At 71.2% G+C, this 13,669-nt stretch carries 13 protein-coding genes and 1 pseudogene; 5 read left to right on the forward strand and 9 right to left on the reverse strand.

Annotated features, from left to right (window positions below):
* Window positions 1-89: 89 nt before the first annotated feature.
* Both ACZ499_RS14640 and ACZ499_RS14645 read right to left on the reverse strand, forming a co-directional pair.
* Window positions 90-1,430 carry a pectate lyase family protein gene (locus ACZ499_RS14640; RefSeq protein ID WP_468675056.1) on the reverse strand — a complete coding sequence of 447 codons (1,341 nt, stop codon included), beginning with the start codon at window positions 1,428-1,430 and terminating at the stop codon, window positions 90-92.
* A 750-nt stretch (window positions 1,431-2,180) separates the two neighbouring features.
* Window positions 2,181-2,420 (reverse strand): hypothetical protein, encoded by a 240-nt coding sequence (locus ACZ499_RS14645; RefSeq protein ID WP_468675057.1) that lies wholly within the window; start codon window positions 2,418-2,420, stop codon window positions 2,181-2,183.
* A 419-nt stretch (window positions 2,421-2,839) separates the two neighbouring features.
* On the opposite strand from ACZ499_RS14645, the gene ACZ499_RS14650 reads away from it, so the two are divergent.
* Both ACZ499_RS14650 and ACZ499_RS14655 read left to right on the forward strand, forming a co-directional pair.
* Window positions 2,840-3,217, forward strand: a complete 378-nt coding sequence (locus ACZ499_RS14650; protein ID WP_385538561.1) for a hypothetical protein — start codon at window positions 2,840-2,842, stop codon at window positions 3,215-3,217.
* A gap of 111 nt (window positions 3,218-3,328) precedes the next feature.
* A complete protein-coding gene (locus tag ACZ499_RS14655; RefSeq protein ID WP_385538563.1) occupies window positions 3,329-3,589 on the forward strand; it encodes a GlsB/YeaQ/YmgE family stress response membrane protein in 261 nt (86 codons plus the stop codon).
* Window positions 3,590-3,938: 349 nt separating this feature from the next.
* Here ACZ499_RS14655 and ACZ499_RS14660 read toward each other — a convergent pair.
* A pseudogene (locus ACZ499_RS14660) lies at window positions 3,939-4,223 on the reverse strand (zinc ribbon domain-containing protein); the annotation flags it as partial.
* Between the two features lie 361 nt (window positions 4,224-4,584).
* Between ACZ499_RS14660 and ACZ499_RS14665 the strand changes: the two are divergent.
* Genes ACZ499_RS14665 through ACZ499_RS14675 form a run of 3 tightly spaced genes read left to right on the forward strand, consistent with a single transcriptional unit; the run spans window position 4,585 to window position 8,171 of the window.
* Window positions 4,585-4,881, forward strand: coding sequence for a trypco2 family protein (locus tag ACZ499_RS14665; RefSeq protein ID WP_468675060.1), 297 nt, complete (start codon window positions 4,585-4,587; stop codon window positions 4,879-4,881).
* Window positions 4,878-8,021, forward strand: coding sequence for a tetratricopeptide repeat protein (locus ACZ499_RS14670; protein ID WP_468675062.1), 3,144 nt, complete (start codon window positions 4,878-4,880; stop codon window positions 8,019-8,021). Before ACZ499_RS14665 ends, ACZ499_RS14670 begins: the two co-directional genes overlap by 4 nt.
* A gap of 21 nt (window positions 8,022-8,042) precedes the next feature.
* Window positions 8,043-8,171, forward strand: a complete 129-nt coding sequence (locus ACZ499_RS14675; protein WP_468675064.1) for a hypothetical protein — start codon at window positions 8,043-8,045, stop codon at window positions 8,169-8,171.
* Between the two features lie 39 nt (window positions 8,172-8,210).
* On the opposite strand, the gene ACZ499_RS14680 is transcribed toward ACZ499_RS14675, so the two are convergent.
* The 6 genes from ACZ499_RS14680 to ACZ499_RS14705 all read right to left on the reverse strand — a co-directional run bounded on the left by ACZ499_RS14680 (window position 8,211) and on the right by ACZ499_RS14705 (window position 13,635).
* Window positions 8,211-9,116: a TauD/TfdA dioxygenase family protein gene (locus ACZ499_RS14680; RefSeq protein WP_468675066.1), complete on the reverse strand. Its 906-nt coding sequence runs from the start codon at window positions 9,114-9,116 to the stop codon at window positions 8,211-8,213.
* A gap of 18 nt (window positions 9,117-9,134) precedes the next feature.
* On the reverse strand, window positions 9,135-10,478 hold the full coding sequence (locus ACZ499_RS14685) for an LLM class flavin-dependent oxidoreductase (protein ID WP_468675068.1): 1,344 nt from the start codon (window positions 10,476-10,478) through the stop codon (window positions 9,135-9,137).
* Window positions 10,475-11,311, reverse strand: coding sequence for an ABC transporter ATP-binding protein (locus ACZ499_RS14690; protein ID WP_468675070.1), 837 nt, complete (start codon window positions 11,309-11,311; stop codon window positions 10,475-10,477). The genes ACZ499_RS14685 and ACZ499_RS14690 overlap by 4 nt, the downstream gene beginning before the upstream one ends.
* The gene (locus ACZ499_RS14695; RefSeq protein WP_468675071.1) at window positions 11,287-12,138 is read right to left on the reverse strand and encodes an ABC transporter permease; all 852 of its coding nucleotides are present in this window, start codon (window positions 12,136-12,138) and stop codon (window positions 11,287-11,289) included. Before ACZ499_RS14695 ends, ACZ499_RS14690 begins: the two co-directional genes overlap by 25 nt.
* Window positions 12,139-12,143: 5 nt before the next feature.
* Complete coding sequence (locus tag ACZ499_RS14700; protein WP_468675072.1) at window positions 12,144-13,220, reverse strand: ABC transporter substrate-binding protein; 1,077 nt, start codon at window positions 13,218-13,220, stop codon at window positions 12,144-12,146.
* A 244-nt stretch (window positions 13,221-13,464) separates the two neighbouring features.
* Window positions 13,465-13,635, reverse strand: a complete 171-nt coding sequence (locus tag ACZ499_RS14705; RefSeq protein ID WP_385821095.1) for a hypothetical protein — start codon at window positions 13,633-13,635, stop codon at window positions 13,465-13,467.
* Window positions 13,636-13,669 lie beyond the last annotated feature (34 nt).

A 13,669-nucleotide genomic window follows, 5' to 3' on the forward strand; every position in this document is an offset into this window, starting at 1 on the left:
CTCCCACCACCCCCCTCCCCCCTTCCGCCCACCCCCCCCCTCCCCCCCACGCACCCCCCCCCCCCCCCCCCCCCCCCGGGGCGGTGGGATCACCTCAGGACGCCCGCGCCCGCACGGCGGGCGAGGGACGTGGGAAGGCCCGCCGCAGAGGACTCCAGTCCACCGGCGAGGACGGGCTTCCACTTCGTCTCGGGCTTGATCTTCTTGCTGTTCGCGGCGTTGTGGGCGGCGACGAGGTCGGAGACCGAGCCGTTGACCATGTTCCCGCTGCCGGCGAAAGCGCCCGTACCGTCGCCCGACAGGAGTTGGGACGCCTTCCGGTCGGAGGAGAGCGTCCAGTAGTTGTTCTGCGCCACGATCTGCACGTTGGCACGCGCGTTCACGCTGTAGCTGTGGGTGTAGCCGTTGCGCGGGGTGGTGTCGAAGTGGTTGTTGTACAGGTGGACCTGTCCGACCCGGGCCAGCGGCGCGCGCTGCACGATGCCCTGGAAGACGTTGTGGTGCAGGGTGACACGGAGTTTTGAATCCTTGTCACTGCTGCCGATGAGCATGGTCTTGTCGTGGTCGGTGAAGCGGTTGTACGAGACGGTGACCAGGTCCGAGGCGTTGGTGATGTCGAGGGCTCCGTCGTGGACCTGGTACTCGCGGCCGAAGTAACGCGGGTTCGAAGCGTCGAAGTGCGGGCTGTCGGTGAACGTGTTGTGGTCGGCCCACACGTGCGTCGCCCCTCGCAGGGTGACGGCGTCGTACGCGGAGTTCCAGTTGCCCTCGGAGCCGTCCTTGGGGTCCCACTGGGGGAAGCAGTCACGGGTGTCGGCGAAGGTCAGGTTGCGGACGATGACGTTTTCCGCCTTCTGGACCAGCAGACTGCCTCCGTTGATGCCCGCGTCGGTGCCGGGCACGCCGATGACCGTGGTGTTCGACGGCACGGTGATGCCCACCCGCTCGGCCTGCCTCGCCTGCGCCGCCGCCCGAGCGGACTCCTGCGCGCCGGACGGCAGCTTGGACCGTCCCCATACCGAGGGGTCGTAGGCCTTGAGGTACGCGGCGAGCGTGTAGCCCGTGCCCTTGGCGTAATCGGCGCAGGTCAACGGGCGGCCCTGGTCGTCGGTGTTGGCGTCGATGCGGCCCTTCACCCGGATGATCCTCGGGGCGCCGGACGGACCCGCGCGGAGGGCCTTGACCAGTTCGGCCCGTGTGGTGACGGTGACGTCGTGCGCCGCGTCGGCGGCCTGTCCGCCGGTGGTGCCGGAGCCGCTTGACGCCCAGCCGTCCTTGGCGGCCAGGACGGCGTGTGCGAGATCGACGGCGCCCGCGTCGGCGCGCATGGCTAACGGCAGGGCGCCGAGACCCGCCGCAGCGACAAGTCCCGTACTGAGCAGGGCCATACGGCGTCGGGCGGGGAGGCGGCGGTGAGAGGAAGGGGGCATGGGGTGGCGTTCCTTGTGCGGAGGTGGAGCGGAGTACTGCTCTGTCGGCCCTCAGTTGCCGCCGCACACGGCGGAGTTGCCGGGGAGGGGAGGAAAGTCGTGCGATCTGCGTCACATCGCATCGACCGGAGCCCGGGTGGCCAGGTCCCGTCGGCGGATCCGGGCCGAGGTGGTCCGCCCACTCCCGGCCGCCGTCCGGCCCCGCCTGACACCCGCCGGGCGGCCCAGAAGGCGCGCCGGTTCCGTCGAGGCAGGCGGCCGAACCGGCCGAGTGTGCTGCCTCGACGCACTTCATGAGGCGCGGTGCGGCGGCCACCTCCTGGCCGGTCGGGGTGAAAGCTGCGTTGGCGCCCGGGACTTGGGTGAGGTGTACCACCGAGCGACCGAAGAAGCCCTGCTCGCGACCGCGGTCGCAGACTGTCGCCAGACCGTCGAGGTCACGTACGGCGGGGAAGACGCTCGTAGGCCGGCGGGCCGCGGCCGCGGCGCGCAGGACGCGATGGACGGTGGCGTCCGGCATGTCCCGGTGCCCTGTGCCGAGTTCGGCCGCCAGGTCAGCCGCGCCGAAGGCTAGGCCCGTGCTGAACGACAGGACGCACCCGCGAGGTGAGGCACAGGCGCCCGGCGCGTGCGCCGTGCGCGCCGTTCTCGACACCGTCCGCCCCTGGCCGTGAGGTCACGTTTACGTGAATCCGGACGAAGTCGCCCCGTCCGCCGGCATCATCCCCGGCCGTGAGACATCCGGCCTCGTCACGCCCCGCCCCGCAGCGCGCGCACCACGTCCGCCGGCGCGCGGAACACGGTGGACAACGCGCGCAGCAGACACGCGCGTTCGGCGGGTGCGCTGCCCCGGAGCGCCAGATGGGCGAGCTCACGCCGTACGAGGCCGAAGACATGCGCCGCCGCAGCCGCCGCGACACCAAGGCCATTCTGGAGGCGGTCACGCGCGACCCCACCCTCGACGAGGCCGTGCGCCGGGAAGCCGCCCAAGTGCGGGCTGCCTTCGGCACGGCCATCGGCGAGACCCCCGCCACGCGGGTCACGCGGGCCAGATCCCGGCCGGACGGCACGCCGTGGTGGCACCGACGCGGCCGACGGACGCCTTGCCCACGGGAGTCCCCACGCTCAACGGAGCCGCCAAAAACCGCCCCCTGCTCCCCTGCCTGAGTTCGCGGAGGCAAGCTCCCCCGCACGGCATCCAGGGTCACCTCGCCAACGAGCCGCCGTCCCCCAGCACTCCATCCGTCAGCCCCACGACGAACCCTGACAGACAGACCGGCTGCAAGGGTGAGGCTCGGGCCGCCGGCGCACGACATGTGCCGTCTTCGCTAAGGTGCCTGGTCGACGAAGTCAGTCGGGCCGGACGCGGCTGAATGTCGCCGGGGCCGGCCGAAGCAAGGAGAGGCGGCATGGACACCATCGCGATGGTGCTGGAGAAAGCGTTGGCGATCGGCGGTGCCACGGGGGTGGCCGTGGTCGATTTCCGGCAGCGCCGGGTGTTGGGCTCCCTGGATCGCGGCAGTGGGCTCGACATGGACAAGGTCGCCTACGGAGACAGCGATGTGATGCGCGCCAAGCTGTACACCCTGGAGCTCCTTGGCTACGCCCCGGACAGCGTCGAGGACATCCTGATCACGCTCGGCACCGAGCTGCACATGATCCGGCCTGTGCTGCGGCTGCGGGAGGGCGGACTCTTCATCTACCTCGTCCTGGACCGCGAACGGGCGCTGCCCCTGGACGAGATCCGCCATGAGCTGCGCGCCCTGGAGCCCCTTCTGGAACTGTAGCCACCATGGCCTCTGGAGCGTGACTGCCAGGACCTCTGTCCCGACGACGTGGTGTGTGAGCACGCGGCGGGCGGGCATCCGGGCAGCGAACGACTTCGAGGAAGGGACAGCATGGAGATCTCCGGCATCATCACCGCCATCGTCATCGGCGCCGTCATCGGCGTGCTGGGCCGACTCGCCCTGCCTGGCCGCCAGCACACCGGCATCCTGTGGACCATCGCCGTCGGTATCGTCGCCGCCCTGGTCGGCACCGCCATCGCCGCCGCCGCAGGCGTCGCGGACACCAAGGGCATCGACTGGATCGAACTCGCCATCCAGATCGCACTCGCCGCAGTCGGCGTCGCCGCAGTCGAACGCCTGAAGGGCCGCTGACCAGCAGGTTGGTCTCCGACGTCGGCCGCCCGGAAGTTTCCCCCGGGCGGCCGACGCGTACCCACCACCCCCATCGTGACGGCCACTCGCCGGCTGCCCTGGCGGCTGCCCGGGAACGAGGGGGTGTGCTGGTCAGCGTGAATAGTCCGCGAGGGTGAGCAGCAGGTGGGCCGACTCGGCACGCACATGGTCGGAGTGGGCTCCCGCCGGATTGGGCGACGACTCCGCACGTACATGTCGGAGGCATCGATGTCGACGAAGCGGTGGCCGAGTGCGGCGAGCGGATACCGCTCGTTGAGCGGCGGTAGACGCGTGTTGAATCCTCCCCTCCCTGAAGGGAGGGGATTCCTCACCCTCCAGGGCTGATGCGGGATTTCCAGCTCACGCTGCCAGACGGGGGCAGCGCCCCGTCTGGGCTTCCACGATCAGTACCAGCCGGGTTGAGACCAGCCCGGAGCAGCATCACGCGAGCGGAGTTCTTGTCCCTGGGGGATACGGCTCCGCACGCGGTGCAGGCATACGTTCGTTCTGACAGAGGTAGTGCGTGCTTGGTTCTCGCTCCGCGCCGCACGCAGTCCATCGTGGTGTGCGCGGGGTGCACCAGGCGGACATCCCGCCCGTGCTTGCGGCCCATCGCAGAGATCATGGAAGAGCCGCTCCACCCACATGTCGGGGTCCGGGCCGCCCGCGCCGTACCCCGGCGTGTGCGCGTAACTCAGAGAGAAGTAGGGCCGATGTTGGTCGACCGGACGCGGCTGCGCTGATGCGTGCACACGACCCCCGAGGCTCCTTCTGTGTTTCCCACTGTCAGCCCAGCATAGGCTGAGCTGTAGGCCAGGGTGAAGGCGGCGGTTTCGTAGGAGGCCGGGCCGGGGGGTCGGCGTTCACGCCGCTCCGGCGAGCGGGTGAGGGCCCGGCGGGCCGAGGGGCTGGCGGGCGTCCGGGCCCGTGCGGCAGGATGCGGCGGCAGTGATCGTGAGCGACGGGGGCATGGGATGACGACGGACGGCAATGAGATCACCGAGGCGATCGAGCAGTTGCGTACGCAGTTGGCCCAGGCGCAGGAGTACGGCGAGGGCGCGCGGCTTCAATTCCGTATCACCGAGGTGGAGATGGAGTTCCTCGTCGAGGTGCGCAAGGACGCCGGCGGATCGGGTGGCGTCCGCCTCGGCGTGGTCAAGCTCGGCGCCGACGCGAAGGTGTCGCAGGGTACGACGCACCGGCTGCGCCTCAAGCTCGATGTGCGCGACACCCTGACCGGGGACCCCGCCACGGTCTCCGGCCGACGGTGACGGCTTCGCGGGCCGAAGGCGCGTACGACGGGGCCACGGGCGTACACGAGGGGGCCGCACCGCTGCACCCGGGCCTCGTGGCGGTCACCGCGGGCCCGGTGGACGCCGAGGGGCGCAGGGAGTTCTCGTCCGGGCGGCTGCTGGCGCCCTCGCTGGTACTCACCTCCCGCCACGGGGTGACGTTCGCGGACGGCCGGCACCGGCCGGACATCACGGTCAGGGCCGTCGTCGGCGGGCGGGGGGCGGTGCGTCTCACCGACCCCGTGCCGGGCACCGTCCTCTGGCAGGGGGACGCCGGGCTCGACGCGGCGCTACTGCGGCTCGGCGTCGACGAACACAGCGTTTCCCGTGCACACGGCGTACCCGGCGCGCACGGCGTACCCGAGCCGCGCTGGGCCGAGGTGACGGGGACCGAACCGGTCACCGTCGCCGTGACCGGCATGTCGGCCGCCGCGGCGCGCAGCACGGGCGACGGCACGGAGACCGAGACGGTACGCGGTGTCCTGGACCCGCTGACATACACGCGCAGCGACCGTTACGCCGTCGACGTGTCGACCGCCTGGCCGTCCGGCTGGGACCAGTGGTCGGGCATGTCCGGCAGCGCGGTCGTGCACAAGAGCGGCGCCCTGCTGGGCGTCGTCGACTGGAGCGACCGGCCCTACGAAGGACGGCGGCTGACGGCCGTTCCCGTGCGGGCCCTGCTCGCGGACCCCGGATTCCGGGACGTGCTGCGGGAACTGACCGGCCACGACCCGCTGTTGCGGGCGCTCGATCCCGAACGCCCGGCCGACTCCGCCCGGTTGCCGGCCGCGCCGGGTCCGGCCGAGGCGCTGCGCACCACCCTCAAGGCGCCGCCCCGCCAGATCGTGGACCGGGTCGCGGAACGCCACCGGCTGCCCGAGCTGGTCGCCGGGAACCTCACCGGGCGCCCCGAGTTGGTGCATGCCATCGTCGGGATGCCGGGCGTCGGCAAGTCCGCCCTGGCCCGCCACCTCGCCCACCAGCTCGCCGCCGACTTCCCCGACGCGCAGTTCGAACTCGACCTGTACGGCCACACCCCCGACCGGGCGCCGCTGGACGCGCACGCCGCGATGGACGCGCTGCTCACCTGGGCGGGCATCCGCGGCGACGACGCGCCCACCCTGGACGCGAAGGCCGCGCTGTGGCGAAACTGGCTGCACGGCAGACGCGGCCTGCTGCTGCTCGACAACGCGGCATCGCTCGACCAGGTGTCCTGCCTGCTCCCCGGGGACGACAGCAGCCTGGTCCTGATCACCAGCCGTATCGCGCTGCACGACCCCGACCGCATCACACTCACCGCACTCGACGTGCTGCCCGCCGACGAGGCGGTACGGCTCCTGGTGGCGGGCGCCGGACTGTCCGTGGAGGAAGCGTCCGACCCCGCCCTGGAGGAGATCTGCCGGGCCTGCGGGTTCCTGCCGCTGGCCGTGCAGGCGGTCGCCGCCCGGCTGCGCTTCGAGGAACCGGCGGAGCTGCTGCTCGCCATGCGGGAGACGGACTCGCCGCTGCTGGAGATCCCCGACGCCGACCGGCGGGTCGGCGCGGCGTTCGCGGTGTCCTGGCAGGCGCTGGAGGCGGAGGACCCGGTGCAGGCGGGCCTGTTGCGGGTACTGGCCATGCATCCGGGCTCCGAGCTGGAGGTGGAGGCGTGCGCGGCGATGACCGGGATGACGGTGCGCGAGTGCCGCCGTCGCATGGCCGATCTGGCCGAGAGGCACATGTTGCAACGCCACGGCCGGGGACGCTTCGGCTTCCACGACCTGTTCCTCGCGTACGCCCGGAGCCTGGCGGTGGGACACGAGCCGCAGGAGCACTGGGACGAGGCCCTCGACCGGCTCTTCACCCACCAGCTGAACCGGGGCGAGGCGGCTCGCGAGGCGCTGGCAACCGGAGGGGGCGAGCCGGGCGCCGCACGGGCCTGGGTCGAGGCGGAGCGCACCAATCTGATCGCCGTGACGGTGGCCGCCGTCGAACGCCGCTCCCCGCATGCCAGACGCCTCGCCGCACTGGCGCACGCCGTCCTGGGCGGGCTCGGCGCCACCACTGAACTCGCCAGGATCTGGACCGCCATGAGGGATGCCGCCATGGCTGATCACGACCGGCCCAGCCGGGCCGACGCCTTGCGGGGCCTGGCCGATACGGAGCGGACGCGCGGCGATCTGGCGGCCGCGCGGGACAACTACCGGGCCGCCCACGAGCTGTACGAGGCCCTCGCTGACCGGCGCGGCCAGGCGGACGCCCTGTGGGGGCTCGCCGAGACCGAACGCTCCCGCAGCCGCTACGACGATGCGCGTGAGCTCTTCACCTGCGCCTTGCGCGTCTACGAGGAGCTCGACGACCGGGCGGGCCGCGCCGACGCGCTCTGGGGCCTGGCCAACGTCAGCCTCTCGCAGGGCCGTTACGAGACGGGCACCGGGGAGTTCCGGCAGGCGCGCGAGCTGTATGCCGGGCTCACCGACCGCCGTGGCGAGGCGCAGGCGCTGCGGGGCATGGCCGACATCGCGCGCAACCGGGGCCGGGGCATCGAGGCGCACGAGGGCTACCGGGCCGCCCTCGTGACGTACGAGGAGATCGGTGACGTGCGCGGGCAGGCGCAGGCGCTGAGGGGCCTCGGCCATGTGGCCCGGTTGGACGGCCGCCACGACGAGGCCGCCGACCTCTTCGTCCGGGCCCGCGACCTGTCCCGCCGCATCGGCGACCGGCGCGGGGAGGCCGACATGCTGCGCGGGCTCGGCGACGTACAGCGCCTGCGGGGCCACTACGCGCAGGCCCGCGAGACGCTGGCCCGCTCCGCCGCCGTCCACCGTGAGCTGGGCAACGCGGGCGGCCTGGGCTTCACGCTGCGCGTGCTCGGCGACACCGAACGCGCCGACGGCCGGCCGGACCAGGCGCGCGCCGCCTACGACGAGGCCCGCGCCGCCTTCGAACGCGTCGGCTCCCGCCGGGGCCTCGCCGACATCCTGTGCGCCCTGGGAGGCGTAATGCCGCATCAGGCCGAGGCGCGGGCCGCGTACGCCGAGGCGCTCGGCATCTACGGGGAACTCGGCGCGGACATCGCGGCAGCCGGGTGCCGCGACCGGCTGGCGGCGCTCGATGGAGGGTCGCGGACGGAGCAGTGACGGTTCGGTTTCAGCCAGGCGGTGGGGTCACAGCACCCGCTCGTCCGCGAGCCGCCCCTCCAGCCGGGCCGGGTCTTCGCGGTCGGCACGACGCTGATCTTCAGCTCGCCCCATCCGTACGCGCGGGCGCGGACGGAGGCGAAACGGTGAGGGGGCCTCTCCCCGAGTGGAGACAGGCCCCCTCATGTGTCATGCGGTCGGCGGCGTGTAGACGGACGTGTAGTGGGAGGCGTCGCCCGCGATCGAATAGCTCTCCTTGCCCTCGATGCCGACCGGCACGTCACCGGCGACGGTCACGCGGTGCAGGCGGCGCGGCAGGCCGTCGTAGTTGTCGATGGCGTAGTGCTGGGTGATCCGGTTGTCGAACAGGACGAGCTGGTTCGGGGACCAGCGCCAGCGCAGGATGTTCTCCGGCCGGGTGACGTAGCTCTGGAGCAGTTCGAGGATCTTGCGGGACTCCGCCGCTGACAGGCCGACGATCCGCTGGGCGAATCCGCCGATGAACAGCCCGCGTTCGCCGGTCAGCGGGTGGACCCGTACGACCGGATGGGCGGTTCGGTAGGTGACGGACGTGAACTGGGCGCGCTGCTCGGCCTTCTCCTCGTCGACCTCCTCGTCCGGCACCGCGTAGTCGTAGTCGTTGGTGTGCTCGGCCCACAGGGTGTCGGCGAGCAGCCGCAGTGGTTCGGGCAGGCTGCGATACGCGGCCGCCGCGTTGGCGATCAGTGTCTCGCCTCCGTAGGGCGGGACGGTGATGCTGCGCAGGGTGCTGGCTTGCGGCGGGTTGAGGACGAAGGTGACGTCGGTGTGCCAGTGGTTGGCGCGGCCGCGCTCGCTGTCGACGGGGAGCACGTTGGGGGCGCCGGCCACGGCGGGCACGGTGGGGTGTGCGGTGGTCAGCTCCCCGAAGTGGCGGGCGAAGGCCTGCTGGCCCTCGTCGTCCAGGTCGACGTCGTCGAAGACCAGGGCCTTGTGCTCGCTGAGGGCCGTACGCAGGGCGGTGACGGTCTCGGCGTCCAGGGGCTTGGCGATGTCGACGCCGGACACCTGGGCGCCGATGTGCGCGGTGACCTTGCGGAACTCGATGTCGGACATGTGTGGGGTCCTGCCTTTCTAGACGTGGGTCAGGGTCGGGGAGCTGTGCTGGTTGGCGGGGCGCGGCAGGCCGTAGCGCTCGCGCAGGGTCTGCCTGGGGCCGTACTCGCTGCGGAACAGGCCGCGCCGGCGCAGGATGGGCACGACGTGGTCGACGAACCGGTCGAGGCCGGACGGCAGGACCGCGGGCATGATGTTGAAACCGTCGGCGGCGCCGAGGCGGAACCAGTCCTCGATGGCGTCGGCCACCTGCTCGGGCGTGCCCGCGAAGGTCAGATGGCCGCGTCCGCCGCCCAGGCGGCCGATGAGCTGCCGTACGGTGAGCCGCTCGCGCCGGGCGAGTTCCACGACGAGGGTGTAGCGGCTCTTGGCGCCCTCGATGGCACTCTCCGGAGGCAGTTCGGCGGGCAGCTGGGAGTCCAGTTCCAGCACGCCCGCCTCCAGGTGCAGCAGGTGTTCGAGGCGGTGGAGGCCGTGTTCGGGGACGATGTGGTCGTCCAGCAGCCGCTCGTGTGCGCGTGCCTCGGCCTCGGTGGAGCCGATGACCGGGACGATGCCGGGCAGCACCTTTACGCGGTCGGGGTCCCGGCCGGCCGCACGCGTTCGGGCCTTGAGGTCGGCGTAGAAGTCCTGTGCGTCGTTGAGCGTCTGCTGGGCGGTGAAGACGGCTTCCGCGTGGCGCGCCGCAAACCGCTTGCCGTCCCGCGACGAGCCCGCCTGGACGAGGAGCGGGTACCCCTGGGGGCTGCGCGGTACGTTGAGGGCGCCCTCGACGCTGAAGTACGTCCCCTGGTGACGCGGCGGGTGGAGCTTGTACTCGTCGCCCCAGACCCCTGCCGCCTTGTCCGCGACGATCAGGTCGTCCTCCCAGCTGTCCCAGAGCTTGAGCGCCACGTCCAGGAACTCGTCGGCTCGCTCGTAGCGGGTGGCATGGGCGGGTTCGTCGTCCAGCCCGAAGTTGCGGGCGGCCTCGCCACCGGCGGTGGTCACGATGTTCCAGCCCGCCCGTCCGCCGCTGACGTGGTCGAGGGAGGCGAATCTGCGGGCCAGGTTGTAGGGCGAGTTGTACGACGTGGAGGCGGTGGCGATCAGACCGATGTGCTCGGTGGCCACGGCCAGGGCGGTGAGCAGGGTGAGGGGTTCCAGAACACCGGACGGACGCTGGCCGACGTTGTTGAAGAGGACCGGACCGTCGGCGAGGAAGAGCGAGTCGAAGGTGCCGCGTTCGGCGATGCGGGCGAGGTCGCGGTAGTGGTCGAGGTCGACGCTCGCGTACGGATCGCTCTCGGGCAGGCGCCACGATGCCTCGTGATGTCCGGTGCTCATGAGGAACGCGTTGAGGTGGAGTTGACGCCGGGTCACTGGTGGTCCTCCTGGTGTGGTGGGTTCGGCTCGTCGTCCTGGTCGCTGTCCTGGTCGTTGTCGTTCTCGTGTTCCTCGTGTTCCTGGTGTTCCCGGTGTTCCGTCACGCCGAGGGCGGCGAGGAGCCGCTCGCGGTAGTTGCCGAGCAGGGGGTCGCGGTACTGGCGCGGGTGCGGCCGCTCGATGGTGAGGTCGAGGCCGATACGGCCCCGGTCGAGCACGAGCACCCGGTCGGCCAGCACGATCGCCTCGTCCACGTCGTGCGTGACGAGGAGGACGGAGGGCCGGTGGCGCTCCCACAACTCGCGCAGGAGTGTGTGCATACGGATGCGGGTGAGCGCGTCCAGGGCGCCGAACGGCTCGTCGGCGAGGAGCAGTTCGGGTTCTCTGACGAGGGAGCGGGCCAGTGCGGCACGCTGGGCCTCGCCGCCCGACAGCTCGTTGGGCCAGGCCCTCTCGCGCCCCGCGAGACCCACCTCGGCGAGGGCCGCGCGACCGCGCCCCACGGCTTCCTTGCCGTCCGTGCCCAGCAGGACGTTGTCCAGCACCCGGCACCAGGGCAGCAGCCGGGAGTCCTGGAAGACCACCGACACCCTGGCCGGGGCGGTCAGGTCGCCGCTGCCCGCGACCCGGTGGTCGAGCCGGGCGACGGCCCGCAGCAGCGTGCTCTTGCCGGAGCCGCTGTGTCCGAGCAGGGCCGTGAACTGCCCGGCCGGGATGGCGAGGTCGATGCCCTCGAGGACCGTGCGGCCCTCGAAGGAGCGGGTGAGCCCGGTGAGACGGACCGCCGGGGCCGTGACGTCGGTGGTCAGTTGCTCAGCGTGCGTCGCCATGACAGCACCCTTCGTTCGAAGAGGCGGACCGCGCTGTCGGAGAGCAGGCCGAGGACTCCGTAGATCAGCAGGCCGACAAGGATGATGTCCGTGCGGCCGTAGTTCTGGGCCTGGAACATCATGTAGCCGAGACCGCTGGTGGCGTTGATCTGCTCCAGGACGACCAGCGAGAGCCAGGAACCGGTCACCCCGAGCCGTAGCCCGACGAAGAAGCCGGGCAGGGCGCCGGGGATGACGATCTGCCGGATGAAACGGATCCTGGACAGGCCCTGCGCTTCCGCGAGTTCGACATAGCGGTGGTCGATGCCCGACAGCGCGGCATGCAGGTTCAGATAGATCGGGATGTAGACGACGATCGCGATGATCGCGATCTTGAAGGTCTCACCGATGCCGAGCCAGAGTATGAAGAGCGGAATCAGGCCCAGGGTGGGAATCGCGCGGTTGAGCTGGACGGTTCCGTCGATCAGCGCCTCGCCGATCCGGCTGAGTCCGGCGGTGAGTGCGAGTACGACACCGGCCGCCAGCCCGAGCGCGAACCCGTATCCGGCGCGTTCCAGTGAGGTGAGCACATCGGTGGGCAGCGTGCCACCGCTCCACAGGTCGCCCGTGGTGCGCAGGACCGTCCAGGGCGCCGGGATCGCTGCGGGGTCCAGCTGTCCGGCCGCGGACGCCGCGGCCCACAGGGCGAGGACCAGGGACGGACCTATGAGGCGGGAGGCGGGTAGCCGTTTGCCCGGGGCGAGGCTGCGCCGCCTGGCCGGGCGTACCGCCTGGGGTGTTTCGGTGGGCGCGGACACAAGGAGGGGCGGCGTCGTGGTGGTGGTCATGGCCGTCACCTCTGATATCCGGCGGGGACGGCCTTGGCCGCGATGCCCTCGAAGCGCCGGTCGAAGAGCGAGTCGACCGTGAACCTCTTCACGAAGCCGCCCTCCGCCAGCAGGTCGGCGGTCTCCTGCTCCCACTTCACGGCTTCGTCCCAACTCGGGGGAAAGAGTGGTTTGTTGGCGAGCGCGGTGATCGACTGGGCCTGTGCGGTGGTGAGGTTCTGGGTCTTGACGTAGAACTCTTCGTTCCAGGTGTCCGGGTGCTCGTACGCCCACACCTGTCCCTTGGCCCAGCGAGGGATGTACGCGGCGATCGCGGCGGCTTTCGCGGGGTCGGCGAGGACGGTGGCGGGCGCCCACAGGAGGTTGAGCAGGTCCACGACATCGGTCGTGAGGGTGTGCGCCCCCTTGGGGCCGTACCGCTTGAGGTAGGCCGGGACCTGCTGGTTGGCCAGCGGGGCGATGTCGACCTGTCCCGCCTGGAGCGCGGTGAGGAACTGATTGCTGGTCAGCGGCACCAGCTTCACGTCGTCGTGGGTCAGCCCGGCCTTCTTCAGGGCGCGCAGCAGAACCACTCCCTGTGCCTGGCCCTGCGAGAAGGCCAGCTTCTTCCCCTTGAAGCCGTGGACGTCCTCGATGCCGCTGCCGGGTTTCGTGGCGAAGAGGTAGTTGGGCTTACGGGTGATGCCGATCGCCACGATCTTCGCCGCGTAGCCCTGGTAGTGCGCCTGGATGAGCGGGATACCCGCGTTGTTGGCCAGGTCCAGGGACTTGGCACGGAAGGCGTTGATGACGTCGGGTCCGGCACCGATGTTCAGCCAGCTGGACACGGCGAAGGGCAGGTCATTCAGGCCCGCCAACTTGAACTGGAGCTGCTGCACGCCCTGGTACGAGGCGACCTTGAGGCTCGTACCGGCGGGCACCTCGGCCGCCGGCGGGGCGAGCACGCCCCCCGTGGCCTCGGCTTCGTTGCCGGCGGCGCCGGCCCCCGCGCAGCCGCTCAGACCGACGGCAGCGATTCCGAGCAGGGAGGACAGGAACAGTCGCCGGTCGACACCGGCCGCGAGCGGGGACACTGGTGGCATGGGAGGACTCCGTGAGCTGGGAGGGAGGAATACCACGTGAAATTCCGGCCAGGGCCAAGCCCGGAAGGAGAAATACACGGGAGGAAATACGCACGCCAAAGGAGCGAGGGAGAAAGGGAGTTCGCGACGCCGGTGCGTCACCACCTCAGCGCATGGCAACGCACGCAACAATGCGTCGATTCAACCGCGCGTCAGCGTGGGGACGCGTGGGGAAAAGGACACGCGGACACCTGGGCGTGACGCGTCAGCAACAAAGGGTGCGGCCTACCCGCATCAGGTCGATGACACGGCACCTGGTCAGCGGAGTGCGCCGCAGCGCCAGCAGCGACGACGCCTTCGACGGCGCGACACCGACGCTCCGCTCGCGGACCTGCCGCGACCGGGCCATCGGGGAGAATTCCTGCGCGCTGCTCATGCCCAGAATGTTCGCGGCCCCGCACTGCCCCTGT

It is taken from the genome of Streptomyces sp. NPDC031265 (assembly GCF_055570295.1).